This is a genomic window from Pseudomonas aestiva, from assembly GCF_039908605.1.
Classification (GTDB): domain Bacteria; phylum Pseudomonadota; class Gammaproteobacteria; order Pseudomonadales; family Pseudomonadaceae; genus Chryseomonas; species Chryseomonas aestiva.
In genome coordinates this window covers 4,443,365-4,463,831 of the sequence record NZ_CP150916.1, presented here as the reverse complement: position 1 = coordinate 4,463,831, position 20,467 = coordinate 4,443,365, and the positions used below count along the sequence as shown (strand labels likewise).

The window sequence follows — 20,467 nt, the reverse complement described above, 5'->3', positions numbered from 1 at the left end:
CATTCGAGAAGCCCATGCCTAAGCGTACAGACATCAAGAGCATCCTGATCCTCGGGGCCGGCCCCATCGTCATCGGCCAGGCCTGCGAATTCGACTATTCCGGCGCCCAGGCCTGCAAGGCCCTGCGCGAGGAAGGCTTCCGCGTCATCCTGGTGAACTCCAATCCGGCCACCATCATGACCGACCCGTCGATGGCCGACGCCACCTACATCGAGCCGATCAAGTGGGCCACCGTGGCCAAGATCATCGAGAAGGAGCGCCCCGACGCCCTGCTGCCGACCATGGGTGGCCAGACCGCGCTGAACTGCGCCCTGGATCTGGAGCGCCATGGCGTGCTGGCGAAGTTCGGCGTCGAGATGATCGGCGCCAACGCCGATACCATCGACAAGGCCGAGGATCGCTCGCGCTTCGACAAGGCCATGAAGGACATCGGTCTGGCCTGTCCGGTCTCGGGCATCGCCCACAGCATGGAAGAAGCCTACGGCGTGCTGGAGAAGGTCGGCTTCCCCTGCATCATTCGCCCGTCCTTCACCATGGGCGGCACCGGTGGCGGCATCGCCTACAACCGGGAAGAATTCGAAGAGATCTGCAATCGCGGTCTGGACCTGTCGCCGACCAACGAACTGCTGATCGACGAATCCCTGATCGGCTGGAAGGAATACGAGATGGAGGTGGTCCGTGACAAGAAGGACAACTGCATCATCGTCTGCTCCATCGAGAACTTCGATCCCATGGGCGTGCACACCGGTGACTCCATCACCGTGGCGCCGGCGCAGACGCTGACCGACAAGGAATACCAGATCCTGCGCAACGCCTCCCTGGCGGTGCTGCGCGAGATCGGCGTCGAGACCGGCGGCTCCAACGTCCAGTTCGGCATCTGCCCGGACACCGGGCGCATGGTGGTGATCGAGATGAATCCGCGGGTGTCGCGTTCCTCGGCGCTGGCCTCCAAGGCCACCGGCTTCCCCATCGCCAAGATCGCCGCCAAGCTGGCGGTCGGCTACACCCTGGACGAGCTGCAGAACGACATCACCGGCGGTCGTACCCCGGCGTCCTTCGAGCCGGCCATCGACTATGTGGTCACCAAGATCCCGCGCTTCGCCTTCGAGAAGTTCCCCAAGGCCGACGCCCGTCTGACCACCCAGATGAAATCCGTGGGCGAGGTCATGTCCATCGGCCGTACCTTCCAGGAATCCCTGCAGAAAGCCCTGCGCGGTCTGGAAGTGGGCGTGGTCGGCTTCGATCCCAAGCTGGACCCGACCGATCCCGAGGCCGACAGCACCCTCAAGCGCGAGCTGACCGTGCCCGGTGCCGATCGCATCTGGTACATCGGCGACGCCTTCCGTCAGGGCTACAGCCTGGACAAGGTCTTCGAACTGACTCGTATCGATCCCTGGTTCCTGGTGCAGATCGAAGACCTGATCAAGGACGAGGAGCGCATCAAGACCCTGGGCCTGGCCGACCTCGACTACGACCTGATGCGCAAGCTCAAGCGCAAGGGCTTCTCCGATGCGCGTCTGGCCAAGCTGCTCGGCGTCACCGAGAAGAACCTGCGGGCCCATCGCCACAAGCTCAAGGTGCTGCCGGTATACAAGCGGGTGGACACCTGCGCCGCCGAATTCGCCACCGACACCGCCTACCTCTACTCCACCTACGAGGAAGAGTGCGAGGCCAAGCCCAGCGGTCGCGACAAGATCATGATCCTCGGCGGCGGTCCCAACCGCATCGGTCAGGGCATCGAGTTCGACTACTGCTGCGTGCACGCGGCCCTGGCCATGCGTGAAGACGGCTACGAGACCATCATGGTCAACTGCAACCCGGAAACCGTCTCCACCGACTACGACACCTCCGACCGCCTGTTCTTCGAGCCGGTGACCCTGGAGGACGTGCTGGAGATCGTTCGCGTCGAGCAGCCCAAGGGCGTCATCGTCCAGTACGGCGGCCAGACCCCGCTCAAGCTCTGCCGCGCCCTGGAAGAAGCAGGCGTGCCCATCATCGGCACCAGCCCCGACGCCATCGACCGCGCCGAAGACCGCGAGCGCTTCCAGCAGATGGTGCAGCGTCTGAATCTGCGTCAGCCGGCCAACGCCACCGCGCGCAGTGAAGACGAGGCCCTGGCCCTGTCCAAGAACATCGGCTATCCGATGGTGGTCCGTCCCTCCTACGTGCTGGGCGGTCGGGCGATGGAAATCGTCTACCAGGAAGAAGAGCTCAAGCGCTACATGCGCGAAGCGGTGAAGGTGTCCAACGACAGTCCCGTGCTACTCGACCACTTCCTCAACTGCGCCATCGAGGTAGACGTGGATGCGGTGTGCGACGGCAAGACCGTGGTGATCGGTGCCATCATGCAGCACATCGAACAGGCCGGCGTGCACTCCGGTGACTCCGCCTGTTCGCTGCCGCCCTATTCGCTGCCCAAGCACATCCAGGACGAGATCCGCGAGCAGGTCAAGAAGATGGCCCTGGAACTCGGCGTGATCGGTCTGATGAACGTGCAGATGGCCGTGCAGGGTGAAGACATCTACGTCATCGAGGTCAACCCGCGCGCTTCCCGTACCGTGCCCTTCGTCTCCAAGTGCATCGGCGAGTCCCTGGCCAAGGTGGCCGCCCGGGTCATGGCCGGCAAGACCCTGGCCGAGGTGGGCTTCACCCAGGAGATCATCCCGCCGTTCTTCAGCGTCAAGGAAGCGGTGTTCCCCTTCAACAAGTTCCCCGGCGTCGACCCCATCCTCGGCCCGGAAATGAAGTCCACCGGCGAGGTGATGGGGGTCGGCGACAGCTTCGGCGAAGCCTTCGCCAAGGCCCAGCTGGGCGCCAACGAGATCCTGCCGAATTCCGGTTGCGCCTTCATCAGCGTGCGGGACGATGACAAGCCCGAAGCCGTGCAGGTCGCCCGCGATCTGGTCGGCCTCGGCTTCGAGGTCGTGGCCACCGCCGGTACCGCGCGGGTGATCGAGGCCGCCGGTCTGCCGGTGCGCCGCGTGAACAAGGTGACCGAAGGCCGTCCCCACGTGGTCGACATGATCAAGAACGACGAGGTCACCCTGATCATCAACACCACCGAAGGCCGGCAGTCCATTGCTGATTCCTATTCGATCCGCCGCAACGCGCTGCAGCACAAGCTCTGCTGCACCACCACCATTGCCGGCGGCCAGGCCATTTGCGAAGCTTTGAAATTCGGCGCCGAGAAGACCGTGCGCCGTCTGCAAGATCTGCATGCAGGAGTGAAGGCATGACCAAGTACCCGATGACCGTCCAGGGCGCTCGCGCCCTGGAAGACGAACTCAAGCATCTCAAGACCGAGTTGCGCCCACAGATCACCCAGGCCATCGCCGAGGCGCGCGAGCTGGGTGACCTCAAGGAGAACGCCGAATACCATGCCGCCCGTGAGCAGCAGGGTATGGTCGAGGCGCGTATCCGCGATATCGAAGGTCGCCTGCAGAACGCTCAGGTGATCGACGTGGCCGCCTTGCCGCACACCGGCAAGGTGATCTTCGGCACCACCGTGGAGATCGCCAACACCGAGACTGACGAGACGGTGACCTACCAGATCGTTGGTGACGACGAGGCGGATATCAAGCAGAGCAAGCTGTCGGTGGGTTCGCCCATCGCGCGCGCGCTGATCGGCAAGGAAGAAGGGGACGTGGTGGTGGTGAAGACCCCGGGTGGCAATGTCGAATACGAAATTGTCGCCGTCCGTCACGTCTGATCACCGCGCCGGCGGCTGGCTCGCCAGGCTGCTCGCCGCCGCCTGGCAGCTGGCCCAGGTGTTCTGGGTCGGCCCGCTGGTCGCCCTGCACCTGTGCATCCCCGTGGCGCTGGCCCAGGCGGGCTGGGCGCCGCTGCTGATCCAGTCCGGACGTGAAGAATTGCTGCGCATGATGCTCAGCGCCGCAGGCGGTGGGGTCTTTACCCAGATCGTGGTGCTGGTGTGGTGGGCAGGTGTGGGCGCCTTGTGGCGTGACCTGCGCGGCCAGCTGCTGCTGGCCAGTGCACTGGCGGTGCTGCTGCAGAACGAACTGGCGCGCTTCTGGACCGGGCCGACCGCCCTGGCCGGCTACCTGGTTCTGCTGCTCTGCGGACTGATCCTGGTGCTGCAGCCCGTTCCCGGGCGTGCGCCGGGCAATCAGGCGGTGTAGCGCACCACGTTGGACAGATTGCGATTCTGCTCGCGGGCCTTGCGATAGATCAGCGCCATCTTGCCGATCACCTGCACCAGCTCCGCCTTGCTCGACGCGCACAACTCGTCGATCAGGGCCCGGCGGTCATCACGCTCGGTGACGGCCAGCTTGATCTTGATCAGTTCGTGATCGTTCAGCGCGCGGTCGAGTTCACCCAGTACGCCTTCGCTCAGGCCGTTCTCGCTGATGGTGACCACCGGCTTGAGTTGATGACCGATCGCCTTGAACCGCTTTTTGAGCTCGTTGTTGAGCGCCATAATTCACCCCGGATAAAAGCCGAACAGTTTATCCCAGCTGCCCGGTGCCGCCCAGCGATACGCGACAACGTGACGGTGGCCCCCGACAGAACCGGCCTCGCCGGCTCAAGGGATACCGCCACGAGCGCAGGCGTCAGGTCACTGTGAGGCATGACCGTAGTGGATGGACTCGCGGCTGGAAGCAAGCCACCCGGGGGATCTGCCTGGGCAGTTCGCAGGGCCAGATACCAGGTGTCAGGCGGGAGGCCTTGTTATTTCCGTCCTGGCCCCCATATGAGCGAGCGGAGTACGGCGGGCTGATCTAGGGCTCTCCGTGTCGCGGGACCAGATCGCGCCAGCAATAGCTATTGGGTCGCGGTTTTAGGGGCAATTGAGAGAATTGATGGCCGCAACGTCTGCCTTGCCCTAGAGTCAAAGGCAGGAGACTCATATAGCGTTACAGACGATGTCTGCCGTGGGCCAGGCTTTGTGTAGTAACTTACCGGTCACTGCCGGTTTCGCTTCGAACGGTTTACCCACGAAACCGGCGCAGAGGGTAGTCAATTGAACGACATGGCAAAGAATCTGATCCTGTGGCTGATCATCGCCGCGGTGCTCGTCACCGTGATGAACAACTTCTCCAGCCCCAACGAACCCCAGACGCTCAGCTATTCCGACTTCATCCAGCAGGTGAAGGACGGGCAGATCGAGAGCGTGACCGTGGATGGCTATGTCATCACCGGCAAGCATCGTGACGGCGATCCCTTCAAGACCATCCGTCCGGCGATCCAGGACAATGGCCTGATCGGCGATCTGGTGAACAACAGCGTCACCATCACCGGCAAGCAGCCCGAGCAGCAGAGCATCTGGACTCAGCTGCTGGTGGCCAGCTTCCCGATCCTGGTGATCATCGCGGTCTTCATGTTCTTCATGCGCCAGATGCAGGGAGGCGCTGGTGGTCGCGGCGGCCCCATGAGCTTTGGCAAGAGCAAGGCGCGGCTGTTGTCGGAAGATCAGGTCAAGACCACCTTCGCCGACGTCGCCGGGTGCGACGAAGCCAAGGAAGAAGTCACCGAGCTGGTCGAATTCCTGCGTGATCCGGGCAAGTTCCAGCGCCTCGGCGGGCGTATTCCGCGCGGTGTACTGATGGTCGGTTCGCCGGGTACCGGCAAGACGCTGCTGGCCAAGGCCGTGGCGGGCGAGGCCAAGGTGCCGTTCTTCACCATTTCCGGCTCGGACTTCGTCGAGATGTTCGTCGGTGTCGGCGCCAGCCGTGTCCGCGACATGTTCGACCAGGCCAAGAAGCATGCGCCCTGCATCATCTTCATCGACGAGATCGATGCGGTCGGTCGCCATCGTGGCAACGGCATGGGCGGTGGTCACGACGAGCGCGAGCAGACCCTGAACCAGCTGCTGGTCGAGATGGACGGCTTCGAGATGAACGATGGCATCATCGTCATCGCAGCCACCAACCGGCCTGACGTACTGGACCCGGCACTGCTGCGTCCCGGTCGTTTCGATCGCCAGGTCGTGGTCGGTCTGCCGGACATCCGCGGCCGCGAGCAGATCCTCAAGGTGCACATGCGCAAGGTGCCGATTGGCGAGCGCGTCGACGCGGGCGTCATCGCGCGGGGTACCCCGGGTTTCTCCGGTGCCGACCTTGCCAACCTGGTCAATGAGGCCTCCCTGTTCGCCGCTCGTTCCAACAAGCGCACCGTTGATATGCGTGAGTTCGAGCTGGCCAAGGACAAGATCATGATGGGCGCCGAGCGCAAGACCATGGTCATGTCCGAGAAGGAAAAGCGCAACACTGCCTATCACGAAGCGGGCCATGCCATCGTGGGTCGCCTGGTGCCCGAGCACGATCCGGTCTACAAGGTCTCCATCATTCCCCGTGGCCGGGCCCTGGGCGTGACCATGTTCCTGCCCGAGGAAGATCGCTACAGCCTGTCCAAGCGGGCGCTAGAAAGCCAGATCTGTTCGCTGTTCGGTGGCCGTATCGCCGAAGAGATGACCCTGGGCTTCGAAGGCGTCACCACGGGCGCTTCCAACGACATCATGCGGGCGACCTCCCTGGCGCGAAACATGGTGACCAAGTGGGGCCTGTCCGAGAAGCTCGGTCCGCTGCTGTATGGTGAGGAAGAGAACGAAGGCTACTTGGGTCGTTCGGGGGGTGGTGGCGCCGGCAACATGTCGGGAGAGACCGCCAAGCTGATCGATCTGGAGATTCGTCGCATCATCGACGACTGCTATAACACTGCCAAGCGGCTGCTGGACGAGAATCGCGACAAGCTCGAACTCATGTCCGATGCCCTGATGAAGTACGAGACCATCGATTCGGACCAGATCGACGACATCATGGCGGGCAAGGTGCCGCGTGAGCCGCGCGACTGGCATGACCGGGGTGGTCCTACCGGTGATTCGCCGGCACCGCAAAGCGGTAGCGATCGTCCTGAAACGCCCATCGGTGGTCCGGCCGGAGAACACTGAAACACCCATGTTCAATCCGTTCCCTTCGACCCGATTGCCTTGCGGCAATCGGGTTCTTGTTTTTGACGCGCCCAAAGTCATGGGCATCCTCAACGTGACGCCCGATTCCTTCTCCGACGGCGGTCGCTATACGGCTGTCGACAGCGCGTTGCGCCATGCCGAGGCGATGATGACGGCCGGTGCTGCCATCATCGATGTGGGTGGAGAGTCCACGCGACCAGGGGCGCCCCCGGTGTCCGAGGTCGAGGAGCTCGAGCGTGTCGTGCCGGTGGTCGAGGCGATCGCCCGAGAGCTGGATGTCGTCATCTCCATGGACACCTCCTCGCCGGTAGTCATGCGGGAAGGTGCTCAGGCAGGGGCCGGTCTGATCAATGATGTCCGCTCGCTGCGCCGGCCCGGCGCCCTGGAGGCTGCCGCCGCGACCGATCTGGCGGTCTGCCTGATGCACATGCGGGGCGAGCCCGGCACCATGCAGCAGGCGCCCGTCTATGCTGACGTCGCCGGCGAAGTCGGCGCCTTTCTCGCCGAGCAGATTGCCCGTTGCGAAGCGGCCGGGATCTCCCGTGGGCGGCTGGTGCTGGATCCGGGCTATGGCTTTGCCAAGACCCTGGAGCACAACCTCGAGCTGTTCAGACGACAAACCGAGTTGCTCGCCTTTGGGCTACCCTTGCTGGTGGGCGTTTCTCGCAAGAGCATGATCGGCGCGGTTACCGGGCGACCCGTAGAGGGGCGCCTGGCAGGCAGTCTGGCCCTGGCGGCGCTGGCGCTGGCCAAGGGTGCGCAGATCCTCAGGGTCCATGATGTGGCGGAAACGGTGGACGCGGTGAAGATGATCACCGCGGTCGAAGGCTTCAGGCAGGAACAGAACTGATGGCAAGAAAGTATTTTGGAACCGATGGTATTCGCGGCAAGGTCGGAACGTATCCCATCACCCCCGAGTTCATGCTCAAGCTGGGCTGGGCGGCGGGTATCGCCTTTCGCAGTCGCGGCGGTTGTCGAGTGCTGGTGGGCAAGGACACCCGCAACTCCGGCTACATGTTCGAATCGGCACTGGAAGCCGGTCTTTCCGCTGCCGGTGCCGACGTCATGCTGCTGGGTCCCATGCCGACGCCGGGTATCGCCTATCTGACGCGGACCTTCCAGGCCAGCGCCGGCATCGTTATCAGTGCTTCGCACAATCCCTACTACGACAATGGCATCAAGTTCTTTTCCGGCGCCGGCACCAAGCTGCCCGATGAACTGGAAACCATGATCGAGGAGCTGCTCGACACGCCCATGACCGTGGTCGATTCGGCGCGTATCGGCAAGGTCTCGCGCATCAACGATGCCGCGGGTCGTTACATCGAATTCTGCAAGAGCAGCGTGCCGACCGGGACCAGTTTCGCCGGTATGAAGATCGTGCTGGACTGCGCCAATGGCGCCACCTACAAGATCGCACCCAGCGTCTTCCGTGAGCTCGGAGCTGATGTCAGCGTGCTCGGGGTGCAGCCGGACGGTCTCAATATCAACAAGGATTGCGGTTCCACCCATCTGGAGGGGCTGCAACAGGCGGTGCTCGACCAGCACGCCGACATCGGCATCGCCTTCGACGGCGACGGTGATCGAGTGCTGATGGTGGATCACACTGGATCGGCAGTGGATGGCGATGAGCTGCTCTATCTGATCGCCCGCGATCTCAAGCGTCGTGGTCGCCTCGAGGGTGGGGTGGTCGGTACCCTGATGAGCAATCTCGGTCTCGAGCTGGGGCTGGCCGAACTGGATATTCCCTTCGTGCGCGCCAAGGTAGGCGATCGCTATGTGATGGCCGAGCTGCTGGAGCGCAACTGGGTGCTGGGCGGCGAGAATTCCGGGCATGTGGTCTGCTGCCAGTACACCACCACCGGCGACGCCACCATCGCCGCGCTGCAGGTACTCATCGCCCTGCGCAATGCCGGCCAGACCCTGGCCCAGGCGCGCATGGCGCTGCGCAAGTGCCCACAGGTGCTGATAAACGTGAGGTTCGGTGGCGGCCAGGATCCCTTGGAGAACCCGCGGGTCAAGCAGGCCAGTGCCGAGGTAACCGAGAAGATGGCCGGCAAGGGACGGGTACTGCTGCGCAAATCCGGTACCGAGCCGCTGCTGCGCGTCATGGTCGAAGGCGAGAACGAGCGCGAGGTGCGCGCCTATGCCGAGGCCCTCGCCGAGCTGGTAAGCGAGGTATGTGCTTGATTTGCTTGCATGCCTGTTTTTGATTGAGTAACATCTGCGCCCACTTCGCTCCCTGAGGTAAAACGCATGCGTCGTTCCCTGGTTGCCGGTAACTGGAAAATGCATGGCTCGCTGCAAGGCGTGTCGGCGCTGGTCGCAGGCTTGAAAGGGTTGGATGGCGCAGCGGGTGTCGATGTCGTGGTGATCCCGACATTTGTGCATCTGCCGGGGGTGGCTGAAGCGTTGGCGGCAACGTCGCTGATGGTGGGGGCTCAGACTTGTGCCTCCGTCGCGGGCGAAAAGGCTCTGACTGGCGAGGTGTCCTCGACCCAGTTGGCAGAATTCGGTTGCCGTTACGTACTGGTTGGACACTCCGAGCGGCGTGCACTGCTGGGCGAGGATGATGCGGTGGTGGCGAAGAAATTCGCGGCCATTCAGGAGGGCGGGATGATTCCCGTGCTCTGTGTCGGCGAAACCCGTGAAGAGCGGGAGGCTGGGCGCACTTTGGGCGTGGTAGGTGGCCAGCTGAAGGCGGTCATCGAGGCGGTTGGAGTGGCAGCTTTTGCCAATGCCGTCGTGGCCTACGAGCCGGTTTGGGCGATAGGTACGGGGCTCACGGCAACGCCGGAGCAGGCGCAAGAGGTTCATGCGGCGATTCGTGCCCTGGTGCGCGAAGCCGATGCTGAGGTCGCTGAAGGCCTTCAGCTGTTGTATGGCGGCAGTGTCAAGGCTGCCAGTGCTGCCGAGTTGTTCGGCATGCCGGATATTGATGGGGGGCTGGTGGGTGGAGCCTCCCTGAATGCTGAAGAGTTCAGTGCGATTTGCCGCGCTGCAGGACGTGGATAATGTTGGAAACTGCAGTAGTTGTGATCCACTTGCTGATGGCGCTTGGCCTGATCGTGCTGGTATTGATGCAGCAGGGCAAGGGTGCCGAAGCCGGTGCATCCTTTGGTGCGGGCGCCTCGGGTACCGTGTTTGGTAGTCAAGGTTCTGCTACCTTTCTAAGTCGTTTTACTGCTATACTAGCCGCGGTTTTTTTCGCGACTAGCCTGGGTCTGGGGTATTACGCCAAAGACCGTGCGCTGGGTCTGCGTGAGGTGGGTTTGCCCACTCAGCCAGTCCAGCAGGCTCCTCAGCCGAAACAGGATGGTAACGATGTTCCTCTGAGCCAGCCACGTGCTGCCCAGGGTGGTACTTCCGGGGACGTGCCCCAGGAGTCCAAGTAGGTTTAAAAGGTTTCATGCCGAAGTGGTGGAATTGGTAGACACGCTATCTTGAGGGGGTAGTGGCCATAGGCTGTATGGGTTCGAGTCCCATCTTCGGCACCAAATAGCAAAGACGTCCTGCAGGACGCGGCGAGAATAGAGTAGGTTGACTCCTTGAGTTCAGTTGAATATAATCTCGCTCCAGCTTTGACGCGGGGTGGAGCAGTCTGGTAGCTCGTCGGGCTCATAACCCGAAGGTCGTTGGTTCAAATCCAGCCCCCGCAACCAGTTATTTAAAGCCCCTTTTTAGGGGCTTTTTGTTGGCTGGACAGTTCGGGTCGCGCTTTCTTGCGCAGACCTCTTAGGGATGGGCGTAATGCCCATTTTTTATTCTCAAAAAACGCGAGGCAACCAGGTGTCGAGCAAGCTAGAACAGTTGCAGGCCTTGCTGGCCCCCGTCGTCGAGGCGCTTGGCTATGTCTGCTGGGGTGTCGAGTACATCTCCCAAGGGCGGCATTCGCTACTGCGTGTCTACATCGATCATCCCAACGGCATTCTCGTCGAAGATTGCGAGGCTGTCAGTCGCCAGGTAAGTGGCGTACTCGATGTGGAAGATCCGATCACCAATGAATACACCCTTGAGGTGTCTTCCCCCGGTATGGATAGACCGCTGTTCACCCTGGTGCAATTCGCTGCCCACGTCGGTGAACAGGTCAAGGTCAAACTTCGGTCGCCCTTCGAAGGGCGGCGTAATTTCCAGGGTTTGCTGCGCGGTGTGGAAGACCAGGACGTCGTGGTGCAGGTGGACGAGCATGAATATCTGCTGCCCATCGAGATGATCGACAAGGCCAACGTCGTTCCCCGTTTCGAGTGATTTGAGCGCGAGACCGCGGATCCCAAGGATTGCGAATACGAGGCGTAAGATGAGCAAAGAAGTTCTGCTGGTAGTGGAATCTGTTTCGAACGAGAAGGGTGTTCCACCCGGCGTCATCTTCGAGGCACTGGAGTTGGCTCTCGCCACGGCTACCAAGAAGCGCTACGAAGAAGATGTGGATCTGCGGGTGTCGATCAACAGACACAACGGCAGCTACGAAACCTTCCGCCGCTGGACCGTGGTGGAAGACCAAGACTATCAGTTGCCCGATTCGCATCTGACGGTGGAAGACGCCCAGGAAGAGCATCCCGGCGTCAAGGCCGGTGAAGTGATCGAAGAGAAGATCGAGTCCATCGAGTTCGGTCGGATTGCCGCCCAGACCGCCAAGCAGGTGATCGTGCAGAAGGTGCGCGAGGCCGAGCGGGCTCAGGTTGTGGACGCCTATCGCGAGAAGGTCGGCGAGATCATCTCGGGTACCGTCAAGAAGGTCACCCGTGACAGCGTGATCGTCGACCTGGGCAACAATGCCGAGGCGCTGCTGCCGCGCGAGCACATCATTCCCCGCGAGACCTTCCGCATGGGCGTGCGTCTGCGTGCCCTGCTCAAGGAAATCCGTACGGAAAACCGCGGTCCGCAGCTGATGCTGTCGCGTACCGATCCGCAGATGCTGATCGAGCTGTTCCGCATCGAAGTACCGGAAATTTCCGAACAGCTGATCGATGTCATGGCGGCTGCCCGGGATCCGGGTTCGCGGGCCAAGATCGCCGTCCGTTCCAAGGACAAGCGCATCGATCCCCAGGGTGCCTGCATCGGCATGCGCGGTTCGCGTGTCCAGGCGGTATCCGGTGAACTGGGTGGCGAGCGGGTCGACATCGTCCTCTGGGACGACAACCCTGCGCAGTTCGTCATCAATGCCATGGCCCCGGCCGAAGTCGCTTCGATCATCGTCGACGAAGACAGCCGTACCATGGATATCGCCGTCGCCGAGGACAACCTGGCCCAGGCCATCGGTCGTGGCGGTCAGAACGTGCGCCTGGCCAGTCAGCTGACCGGCTGGACGCTCAACGTGATGACCGAGGCGGATATCAACGCCAAGCAGCAGGCGGAGACCGGCGACATCATCCAGCGCTTCATCGACGAGCTGGATGTCGACGAGGAGCTGGCTCAGGTACTGGTGGAAGAAGGCTTCACCTCCCTCGAGGAAGTGGCCTACGTGCCCATGGAAGAGATGCTCAACATCGATGGCTTCGACGAAGACATCGTCAACGAGCTGCGTACCCGGGCCAAGGATCGCCTGCTTACCCGGGCCATCGCGACCGAAGAACAGAAGAGCCCCAGCGAAGATCTGCTGACCCTCGACGGCATGGATCCCCAGCTCGCCAGCGCGCTGGCCCAGCGTGGCGTGGTCAATCGCGAAGAGCTCGCCGAGCAGTCGATCGACGACCTGCTCGACATCAACGGCATGACCGAAGAGCGTGCCGGCAAGCTGATCATGGCTGCCCGTGCCCATTGGTTCGAGTAAGCGGCGCAGTCTGAGGAGAGAAGTGCATGACGCAAGTCACGGTGAAAGAACTGGCCCAAACGGTCAATACGCCGGTGGAACGTCTGCTACAGCAGATGCGCGAGGCAGGTCTGACGCACAGCAGTGCTGAGCAGTTGGTGAGCGATGCGGAAAAGCAGGCCCTGCTGACGCACCTGAAGGGGACCGCGCAGCTCGACGAGCCAAGCAAGATCACCCTGCAGCGCAAGACCCAGACCACGCTGAAAGTGGCCGGCAGCAAGACAGTCAGCGTCGAAGTGCGCAAGAAGAAGACCTTCGTCAAGCGCAGCACCGCTGAACTCGAGGCCGAACAGCGCCGCGAGCAGGAAGCCCAGCGCGCCGCCGAAGAGGCCGCTGTCCAGGCACGTGCCGAGGAAGAAGCCCAGCGCGCTGCCGAGGCCGCTGCCCAGCAGCAGGCCGAAGCCGCGGCTCAGGCCACGCAGCAGGCGGTCCCCGCCGAGGCTGCAGCCCCTGCCGCGCCGGAAGCCCCGGCCGTGGTGGCCGAGCAGCAACCCGCTGCCGCGCCTGCCGCCGAGGTCAAGAAAGCCGACCCGGCTGGTGAGCGCAAGCGCGAAGAACCGCGTCGTCCCGTGCATCCTGCCCCGAGCAGCAAGCGCGAAGAAGACGAGCGCCGTGAGCGCAAGAATGCCCAGCATCGCCCGTCGATCAAGGACAAGGTCGCAGCTCCCCGTACCGTGCGCAGTGGCGACGACGAGGAAGAGGGCTTTGGCCGGCGTGGCGGTCGCGGTGGCAAATCGCGACTCAAGAAGCGAAACCAACACGGGTTCCAGAGCCCGACAGGACCTGTAGTGCGCGAAGTCAATCTAGGTGAGACCATCACCGTCTCTGAGCTAGCTCAGCAGATGTCGGTGAAGGCCGCCGAAGTCATCAAGTTCATGTTCAAGATGGGGTCTCCCGCCACCATCAACCAGGTGCTCGACCGCGAGACGGCGCAGCTGGTGGCCGAAGAGCTGGGCCACAAGGTCAAGCTGGTCAACGAGAACGCCCTGGAAGACCAGCTGGCCGAGTCCCTCAAGTTCGAGGGTGGCAAGGCCCTGCACCGTGCGCCGGTGGTGACCGTCATGGGTCACGTCGACCACGGCAAGACCTCGCTGCTGGACTACATCCGTCGCGCCAAGGTCGCGTCGGGCGAAGCCGGTGGCATCACTCAGCACATCGGTGCCTACCACGTCGAAACCGAGCGTGGCATGGTGACCTTCCTGGATACCCCTGGTCACGCCGCGTTCACCGCGATGCGTGCCCGTGGTGCCAAGGCCACCGACATCGTCATCCTGGTCGTCGCGGCCGATGACGGCGTCATGCCGCAGACCGAGGAAGCCATCCAGCACGCCAAGGCGGCGGGTGTCCCCATCGTCGTGGCGGTCAACAAGATCGACAAGCCCGATGCCGATCCGGATCGCGTCAAGCACGATCTGGCCGGTCGTCAGGTCATCCCGGAAGAGTGGGGCGGCGATACCCAGTTCGTGCACGTCTCGGCCAAGGCCGGTACCGGTGTGGACGAGCTGCTCGAAGCCATCCTGCTGCAGGCCGAAGTCCTGGAGCTGACCGCTACGCCGGAAGCACCCGGTCGCGGTGTGGTCATCGAATCGCGCCTGGACAAGGGTCGTGGTCCGGTCGCTACCGTGCTGGTCCAGAACGGTACCCTGCGGCAGGGCGACATGGCGCTGGTCGGCGTCAACTTCGGCCGCATCCGTGCCATGCTCGACGAGAACGGCAAGCCGATCAAAGAAGCCGGCCCGTCCATCCCGGTCGAGATTCTCGGCCTGGACGGCACCCCGGATGCCGGTGACGAACTCACCGTGCTGACCGACGAGAAGAAGGCGCGCGAAGTGGCGCTGTTCCGTCAGGGCAAGTTCCGCGAGATCAAGCTGGCCCGCGCTCACGCCGGCAAGCTCGAGAACATCTTCGAGAACATGGGCCAGGACGAGAAAAAGACCCTCAACATCGTGCTCAAGTCCGATGTGCGCGGCTCCCTCGAGGCGCTGCAGGGTTCGCTGTCCGGTCTGGGCAACGACGAAGTCCAGGTACGTGTGGTCGGCGGTGGCGTCGGTGGTATTACCGAGAGCGATGCCAACCTGGCGCTGGCGTCCAATGCCGTGCTGTTCGGCTTCAACGTCCGGGCCGATGCCGGGGCGCGGAAGATCGTCGAGCAGGAAGGCCTCGACATGCGCTACTACAACGTCATCTACGACATCATCGAAGATGTGAAGAAGGCGCTGACCGGCATGTTGGGCAGTGACGTCCGGGAGAACATCCTGGGTATCGCTGAAGTACGTGACGTCTTCCGTTCGCCCAAGTTCGGCGCTGTCGCCGGCTGCATGGTCACCGAGGGCATGGTGCACCGCAACCGTCCGATTCGCGTCCTGCGCGAAGACGTGGTCATCTTCGAAGGCGAGCTGGAATCCCTGCGTCGCTTCAAGGATGACGTGGCCGAAGTGCGTGCCGGCATGGAATGCGGTATCGGCGTGAAGAGCTACAACGACGTCCGCGTCGGCGACAAGATCGAAGTGTTCGAAAAGGTTCAGGTCGCCCGTTCGCTGTAACGACGACTCTGCACCAGGACGGCAGGTCGCGGACCTGGCAGAACCCTGCCAGGTCCGGACTTGCCGTTCGCGTTTCCAAGGTTCATGGCTGGCAGGCCTGACGTCTGCGGCCTTTTGTACGAGAGTTTCGACATGGCCAAAGAATTCAGCCGTACCCAGCGTATCGGTGATCAGATACAGCGCGAACTGGCGCTGTTGATCCATCGCGAAATCAAAGATCCACGGCTGGGCATGGTGACCATCACCGGCGTGGACGTGGCCCGGGATCTGTCCCATGCCAAGGTGCACATCACCGTGCTGGGCAAGGACGATGACCCCGAGGCGATCAAGCAGAATATCGCCATCCTCAAGGATGCCTCCGGCTTCCTGCGACAGCAGTTGGGCCGGGCGATGAAGCTGCGGACCGTTCCGCAATTGGGTTTCCAGTATGACGAGAGCATCCGTCGCGGCGCCCAGCTGTCGGCGTTGATCGAGCGGGCGGTCGCCGAAGACCGTCGGCAGGACGGGGAGGAGTAGGGTGGCCCAGGTCAAGCGAATTCGCCGGCAGGTGCATGGCGTGCTGGTGCTGGACAAGCCGCGCGGCTTTTCCTCCAATGCCGCCCTGCAAAAGGTCCGCTGGCTGCTCAATGCCGAAAAGGCCGGGCACACCGGTAGCCTGGATCCCCTGGCCACCGGCGTACTGCCGCTGTGCTTTGGCGAGGCGACCAAGTTTTCCCAGTACCTGCTGGATGCCGACAAGGGCTACAGCACCGTGGCGCAACTTGGCGTCACCACCACCACCGGCGATGCCGAGGGTGAGGTGCTGGAGCGACGGGCGGTCGCGGTCGACGAAGCGGCCATCCAGGGCGCGCTACCGGCCTTCCGGGGCCAGATAGAGCAGATTCCGCCGATGTATTCGGCGCTGAAGCGCGACGGGCAGCCGCTCTACAAGCTGGCGCGTGCGGGCGAAGTAGTGGAGCGCGAGCCGCGTTCTGTTACTATTGCCCGGCTGGAACTGCTGGCGTTGCAGGAAGATCGCGCGACGTTGGAAGTGGCCTGCAGCAAGGGCACCTATGTGCGCACCCTGGTCGAAGACCTCGGCGCCCTGCTCGGCTGCGGTGCCCATGTGGCCGAGTTGCGCCGTACCCAGGCCGGCCCCTTCGGTCTGGCGCAGGCCATCAGCCTGGAAGAGCTGGAGGCGGTGCACGCCGAAGGCGGTTCCGCAGCGCTGGATCGCTTCCTGCTGCCGGTCGACAGTGGCCTGGAGCACTGGCCGCTGGTGCAGTTGACTCAGCACAGCGCCTACTACTGGTTGCACGGTCAGCCCGTCCGGGCGGCCAATGCACCGAAATTCGGCTTGATGCGGGTGCAGGACGACCAGGGTCGTTTCATCGGCATCGGCGAGATTGATGACGAGGGGCAGGTTGCCCCCCGTAGACTGATTCGGTCCTAGACCGATACCGAGGGTGGCTGTCAGCAGGCACGGTCACACCTCTTTCCTAAGCACGGGACCTATCCCGGCCTGTTCCTCAGAGGAGCCCTATCATGGCACTGAGCGTTGAAGACAAAGCCCAGATCGTAAACGAGTTCAAGCGCGCCGAAGGCGACACCGGTTCGCCGGAAGTGCAGGTTGCCCTGCTGTCCGCCAACATCGACAAGCTGCAAGGTCACTTCAAGATCAACGGCAAGGATCACCACAGCCGTCGTGGTCTGATCCGCATGGTCAACCAGCGTCGTAAGCTGCTGGACTACCTGAAGTCCAAAGACACCTCTCGTTACAGCGCACTGATCGCTCGCCTGGGCCTGCGTCGTTAATACGATGCAGACCTGCTGCAAGCAGTCTGAAGCTGGAGGTCGGCTCGCGCCGGCCTCCGGCTTTTTTGCTTGAAAGGCCGGCAGAATCGGCCTGCGTCACCCCGGAGATCAGCGAGGGTCCGAATCCCTCTGGTCGCCCCTGTTTCCCCCAAGGCAATAAAGAGAAGGAAAGACTGTGAATCCAGTAATCAAGCAATTCAAGTTCGGTGAGCAGAACTTCACCCTGGAAACCGGCCGCATCGCGCGCCAGGCGACCGGTGCCGTGCTGGTCTCCACCGATGACGTCAGCGTGCTGGTCACCGTGGTCGGTGCCAAGCAGCCCGCCGTCGGCAAGGACTTCTTCCCGCTGTCCGTGCACTACCAGGAGAAGACCTACGCCGCTGGCCGTATCCCCGGTGGTTACTTCAAGCGTGAAGGCCGTCCTTCCGAGAAGGAAACCCTGACCTCGCGCCTGATCGATCGTCCGATCCGTCCGCTGTTCCCCGAAGGCTTCCTCAACGAAGTCCAGGTGGTCTGCACCGTGGTCAGCACCAACAAGAAGTCCGATCCGGACATCGCCGCCATGATCGGCACCTCCGCCGCCCTGGCCATTTCCGGTATCCCCTTCGCCGGTCCGATCGCCGCCGCCCGCGTGGGCTACCACAGCGAACTGGGCTACCTGCTGAACCCCAGCTACGAGCAGCTGCAGAGCTCCAGCCTGGACATGGTCGTGGCCGGTACCCGTGACGCCGTGCTGATGGTGGAATCCGAAGCCGACGAGCTGACCGAAGACCAGATGCTGGGCGGCGTGCTGTTCGCCCACGAAGAATTCCAGGTGGCCATCGAGGCCATCAGCCAGTTCGCTGCCGAAGCCGGCAAGCCGACCTGGAACTGGCAGGCGCCTGCCGAGAACACCGCCCTGATCGAAGCCGTCAAGGCCGAAGTCGGCGACGCCGTGTCCCGTGCCTACACCATCACCATCAAGCAGGATCGCTATGCGGCCCTGGGTGCCCTGCGTGACCAGGCCATCGCCAAGCTGGCCGGTGAGAACGGTCAGTACAGCGAAGCCGAGGTCAAGGAGACCTTCGGTCTGCTGGAATACCGCACCGTGCGCCAGAACATTGTAGACGGCAAGCCGCGTATCGACGGTCGCGACACCCGCACCGTTCGCCCGCTGCAGATCGAAGTCGGTCCGCTGAAGAAGACCCATGGTTCGGCACTGTTCACCCGTGGCGAAACCCAGGCCCTGGTCACCGCGACCCTGGGTACCGCCCGTGACTCGCAGCTGCTGGACACCCTGGAAGGCGAGCGCCGTGACAGCTTCATGCTGCACTACAACTTCCCGCCCTTCTCGGTCGGCGAGTGCGGCCGCATGGGCAGCCCGGGCCGTCGCGAGATCGGTCACGGCCGTCTGGCCCGTCGTGGCATCCAGGCCATGCTGCCGACCCAGGACGCCTTCCCCTACAGCATCCGCGTAGTCTCCGAGATCACCGAGTCCAACGGCTCCAGCTCCATGGCCTCGGTCTGCGGTGCCTCTCTGGCGCTGATGGATGCCGGTGTGCCGGTCAAGGCCCCGGTTGCCGGTATCGCCATGGGTCTGGTCAAGGAAGGCGAGAAGTTCGCCGTCCTGACCGACATCCTGGGTGACGAAGATCACCTGGGCGACATGGACTTCAAGGTGGCCGGTACTGCCAAGGGCGTCACCGCCCTGCAGATGGACATCAAGATCAACGGCATCACCGAAGAGATCATGGAGATCGCTCTGGAGCAGGCGCTGGAAGCGCGTCTGAACATCCTGGGTCAGATGAACCAGGTGATCTCCGAGTCGCGTGCCGAGCTGTCCGAAAATGCCCCGACCATGCTGGCGATGAAGATCGACCAGGACAAGATCCGCGACGTGATCGGCAAGGGTGGCGCCACCATCCGTGGTATCTGCGAAGAGACCAAGGCGTCGATCGACATCGAAGACGACGGCACCATCAAGATCTACGGCGAGACTCGCGAAGCCGCTGAAGCGGCCAAGCAGCGCGTCCTGGGCATCACTGCCGAGGCCGAGATCGGCAAGATCTACGTCGGCAAGGTGGAGCGCATCGTCGACTTCGGCGCCTTCGTCAGCATCCTGCCTGGCAAGGATGGCCTGGTGCACATCTCGCAGCTGAGCGATCAGCGCATCGAGAAGGTCACCGACGTGCTGAAAGAAGGTCAGGAAGTGAAGGTGCTGGTGCTGGACGTGGACAACCGCGGTCGCATCAAGCTGTCGATCAAGGATGTGGCGGCGGCGGAAGCCTCCGGCGTCTAAGACGATCCTGAATAAAAAACCCGGCCTCGGCCGGGTTTTTCGTTTCTGGTGCGGGATGAAGTTCACGGTGGATATCCTCATCGCGGCCGTGGCGGTCCGCCGATGCGGCCGCTCCTACAGAGAGTGATGTTTTGTAGGAGCGGCCCATGGCCGCGATCAGCAAACGGCAAGCGGTCGCACCTGCGAACCGCCATGGTCACGATTGGCCAGTGCATCAAGCCTTCTCGCGAATCCATTCGATAAAGCTGCGCACCTTGGGCACCTCGGCCATCTGTTCCGGATAGGCCAGCCAGTAGGCATGGGGGCTGGCCAGGCGATGGGGCCAGGCGAGCACCAGGCGACCGGAAGCCAGTTCTTCGGCGACCAGGAATTCCGGGAGCAGGGCCACCCCGCAGCCTTCCTGGGCGGCGCGGGCGCAAAGGGTGAAGGTGTCGAAGCGCGGGCCGTGGTGGCTGTGCACCTCGTCGCGCCCGAGGCTGGCGTACCAGTCGTGCCAGGATTCCGGGCGGGTGGTGTTCTGCAGCAGGACGAAGTCCACCAGTTGCTCGGGTCCGGCGATGCCCTCGGCGGGTAGCAGGTCCGGCGCGCAGACCGCGACCATGTGCTCGTGCAGCAGCAATTCGCACTCGGCGCCCGGCCAGCTGCCGTGGCCGTAGAACAGCGCCACGTCATGGCGGGGGTCGCGGAAGTCCACCGGTTCCAGGGCGCTGGAGACATCCAGGTGGATGTTGGGAAAGCGCAGGCGCCAGCCCTTGAGCCGCGGCACCAGCCAGCGCTCGCCAAAGGTCGGCGGGGTGGCCACGCGCAGCACCTCGGTCTCGCCGCCATAGGACCTCAGATAGCGCGCCGACATCTCCAGCTGATTGAGGATCTTGTCCACCTCGGCGAGGTAGAGGGCGCCCGCCGGGGTAAGCTGCAGGCGGCGACGGACCCGGCGAAATAAACTGTGCTGCAGCAGGTCCTCGAGCTGGGCGACCTGTTTGCTGACGGCGCTCTGGGTCAGCGCCAATTCGTCGGCCGCGCGGGTGAAGCTCAGATGACGCGCGACCGCCTCGAAGCACTGCATGGCGGTGATGGACGGCAGGTGGCGGCGTTGCATGAGCGGACTCGCGGCATGA

At 63.1% G+C, this 20,467-nt stretch carries 17 protein-coding genes and 2 tRNA genes; 17 read left to right on the top strand and 2 right to left on the bottom strand.

Annotated features, from left to right (window positions below; translation table 11 throughout):
• Positions 1 to 14 precede the first annotated feature (14 nt).
• Genes carB through AABM56_RS20685 form a run of 3 tightly spaced genes read left to right on the top strand, consistent with a single transcriptional unit; the run spans position 15 to position 4,139 of the window.
• Complete coding sequence (carB, locus tag AABM56_RS20695; RefSeq protein ID WP_133863036.1) at positions 15 to 3,236, top strand: carbamoyl-phosphate synthase large subunit; 3,222 nt, start codon at positions 15 to 17, stop codon at positions 3,234 to 3,236.
• Entirely contained in the window at positions 3,233 to 3,709 is a 477-nt protein-coding gene (greA, locus tag AABM56_RS20690) for a transcription elongation factor GreA (protein WP_133863037.1), read from the top strand. The genes carB and greA overlap by 4 nt, the downstream gene beginning before the upstream one ends.
• A complete protein-coding gene (locus tag AABM56_RS20685; RefSeq protein WP_133863038.1) occupies positions 3,687 to 4,139 on the top strand; it encodes a hypothetical protein in 453 nt (150 codons plus the stop codon). The genes greA and AABM56_RS20685 overlap by 23 nt, the downstream gene beginning before the upstream one ends.
• Here the strand turns inward: AABM56_RS20685 and AABM56_RS20680 are convergent.
• Entirely contained in the window at positions 4,127 to 4,438 is a 312-nt protein-coding gene (locus AABM56_RS20680; RefSeq protein WP_133863039.1) for a YhbY family RNA-binding protein, read from the bottom strand. The genes AABM56_RS20685 and AABM56_RS20680 overlap by 13 nt on opposite strands.
• Positions 4,439 to 4,990: 552 nt before the next feature.
• Here AABM56_RS20680 and ftsH point away from each other — a divergent pair.
• From ftsH to pnp, 14 genes are all read left to right on the top strand, one after another.
• Positions 4,991 to 6,907, top strand: coding sequence for an ATP-dependent zinc metalloprotease FtsH (gene ftsH, locus AABM56_RS20675; RefSeq protein WP_347883670.1), 1,917 nt, complete (start codon positions 4,991 to 4,993; stop codon positions 6,905 to 6,907).
• A gap of 7 nt (positions 6,908 to 6,914) precedes the next feature.
• A complete protein-coding gene (gene folP, locus AABM56_RS20670) occupies positions 6,915 to 7,778 on the top strand; it encodes a dihydropteroate synthase (protein WP_133863041.1) in 864 nt (287 codons plus the stop codon).
• A complete protein-coding gene (gene glmM / locus AABM56_RS20665) occupies positions 7,778 to 9,115 on the top strand; it encodes a phosphoglucosamine mutase (RefSeq protein WP_263259640.1) in 1,338 nt (445 codons plus the stop codon). The genes folP and glmM overlap by 1 nt, the downstream gene beginning before the upstream one ends.
• Positions 9,116 to 9,181: 66 nt before the next feature.
• On the top strand, positions 9,182 to 9,940 hold the full coding sequence (gene tpiA, locus AABM56_RS20660; protein WP_133863043.1) for a triose-phosphate isomerase: 759 nt from the start codon (positions 9,182 to 9,184) through the stop codon (positions 9,938 to 9,940).
• Positions 9,940 to 10,320, top strand: a complete 381-nt coding sequence (secG, locus tag AABM56_RS20655) for a preprotein translocase subunit SecG (RefSeq protein ID WP_133863044.1) — start codon at positions 9,940 to 9,942, stop codon at positions 10,318 to 10,320. Before tpiA ends, secG begins: the two co-directional genes overlap by 1 nt.
• Before the next feature lie 16 nt (positions 10,321 to 10,336).
• A tRNA-Leu gene (locus tag AABM56_RS20650) sits at positions 10,337 to 10,422 on the top strand.
• Between the two features lie 88 nt (positions 10,423 to 10,510).
• A tRNA-Met gene (locus AABM56_RS20645) sits at positions 10,511 to 10,587 on the top strand.
• A gap of 127 nt (positions 10,588 to 10,714) precedes the next feature.
• Positions 10,715 to 11,173, top strand: coding sequence for a ribosome maturation factor RimP (gene rimP, locus AABM56_RS20640; RefSeq protein WP_263259639.1), 459 nt, complete (start codon positions 10,715 to 10,717; stop codon positions 11,171 to 11,173).
• A 49-nt stretch (positions 11,174 to 11,222) separates the two neighbouring features.
• Positions 11,223 to 12,695, top strand: coding sequence for a transcription termination factor NusA (gene nusA / locus AABM56_RS20635; RefSeq protein ID WP_017640621.1), 1,473 nt, complete (start codon positions 11,223 to 11,225; stop codon positions 12,693 to 12,695).
• 26 nt (positions 12,696 to 12,721) lie between these two features.
• Positions 12,722 to 15,277 (top strand): translation initiation factor IF-2, encoded by a 2,556-nt coding sequence (gene infB / locus AABM56_RS20630; protein WP_133863046.1) that lies wholly within the window; start codon positions 12,722 to 12,724, stop codon positions 15,275 to 15,277.
• A 132-nt stretch (positions 15,278 to 15,409) separates the two neighbouring features.
• A complete protein-coding gene (gene rbfA / locus AABM56_RS20625) occupies positions 15,410 to 15,793 on the top strand; it encodes a 30S ribosome-binding factor RbfA (RefSeq protein ID WP_133863047.1) in 384 nt (127 codons plus the stop codon).
• Position 15,794: 1 nt separating this feature from the next.
• A complete protein-coding gene (gene truB, locus AABM56_RS20620) occupies positions 15,795 to 16,709 on the top strand; it encodes a tRNA pseudouridine(55) synthase TruB (protein ID WP_133863048.1) in 915 nt (304 codons plus the stop codon).
• Positions 16,710 to 16,801: 92 nt separating this feature from the next.
• Positions 16,802 to 17,071 carry a 30S ribosomal protein S15 gene (gene rpsO, locus AABM56_RS20615; protein WP_133863049.1) on the top strand — a complete coding sequence of 90 codons (270 nt, stop codon included), beginning with the start codon at positions 16,802 to 16,804 and terminating at the stop codon, positions 17,069 to 17,071.
• Between the two features lie 175 nt (positions 17,072 to 17,246).
• Positions 17,247 to 19,349 carry a polyribonucleotide nucleotidyltransferase gene (gene pnp / locus AABM56_RS20610; protein ID WP_133863050.1) on the top strand — a complete coding sequence of 701 codons (2,103 nt, stop codon included), beginning with the start codon at positions 17,247 to 17,249 and terminating at the stop codon, positions 19,347 to 19,349.
• Positions 19,350 to 19,563: 214 nt separating this feature from the next.
• Here pnp and AABM56_RS20605 read toward each other — a convergent pair whose 3' ends face one another.
• Positions 19,564 to 20,448: a LysR substrate-binding domain-containing protein gene (locus tag AABM56_RS20605; protein WP_133863051.1), complete on the bottom strand. Its 885-nt coding sequence runs from the start codon at positions 20,446 to 20,448 to the stop codon at positions 19,564 to 19,566.
• Positions 20,449 to 20,467 lie beyond the last annotated feature (19 nt).

Coding starts and splice junctions, on each gene's coding strand:
- carB (WP_133863036.1), top strand. CDS start 15: ATGCCTAAGCGTACAGACATCAAGAGCATCCTGATCCTCGGGGCCGGC.
- greA (WP_133863037.1), top strand. CDS start 3,233: ATGACCAAGTACCCGATGACCGTCCAGGGCGCTCGCGCCCTGGAAGAC.
- AABM56_RS20680 (WP_133863039.1), bottom strand. CDS start 4,438: ATGGCGCTCAACAACGAGCTCAAAAAGCGGTTCAAGGCGATCGGTCAT.
- ftsH (WP_347883670.1), top strand. CDS start 4,991: ATGGCAAAGAATCTGATCCTGTGGCTGATCATCGCCGCGGTGCTCGTC.
- folP (WP_133863041.1), top strand. CDS start 6,915: ATGTTCAATCCGTTCCCTTCGACCCGATTGCCTTGCGGCAATCGGGTT.
- glmM (WP_263259640.1), top strand. CDS start 7,778: ATGGCAAGAAAGTATTTTGGAACCGATGGTATTCGCGGCAAGGTCGGA.
- tpiA (WP_133863043.1), top strand. CDS start 9,182: ATGCGTCGTTCCCTGGTTGCCGGTAACTGGAAAATGCATGGCTCGCTG.
- secG (WP_133863044.1), top strand. CDS start 9,940: ATGTTGGAAACTGCAGTAGTTGTGATCCACTTGCTGATGGCGCTTGGC.
- nusA (WP_017640621.1), top strand. CDS start 11,223: ATGAGCAAAGAAGTTCTGCTGGTAGTGGAATCTGTTTCGAACGAGAAG.
- infB (WP_133863046.1), top strand. CDS start 12,722: ATGACGCAAGTCACGGTGAAAGAACTGGCCCAAACGGTCAATACGCCG.
- rbfA (WP_133863047.1), top strand. CDS start 15,410: ATGGCCAAAGAATTCAGCCGTACCCAGCGTATCGGTGATCAGATACAG.
- rpsO (WP_133863049.1), top strand. CDS start 16,802: ATGGCACTGAGCGTTGAAGACAAAGCCCAGATCGTAAACGAGTTCAAG.
- AABM56_RS20605 (WP_133863051.1), bottom strand. CDS start 20,448: ATGCAACGCCGCCACCTGCCGTCCATCACCGCCATGCAGTGCTTCGAG.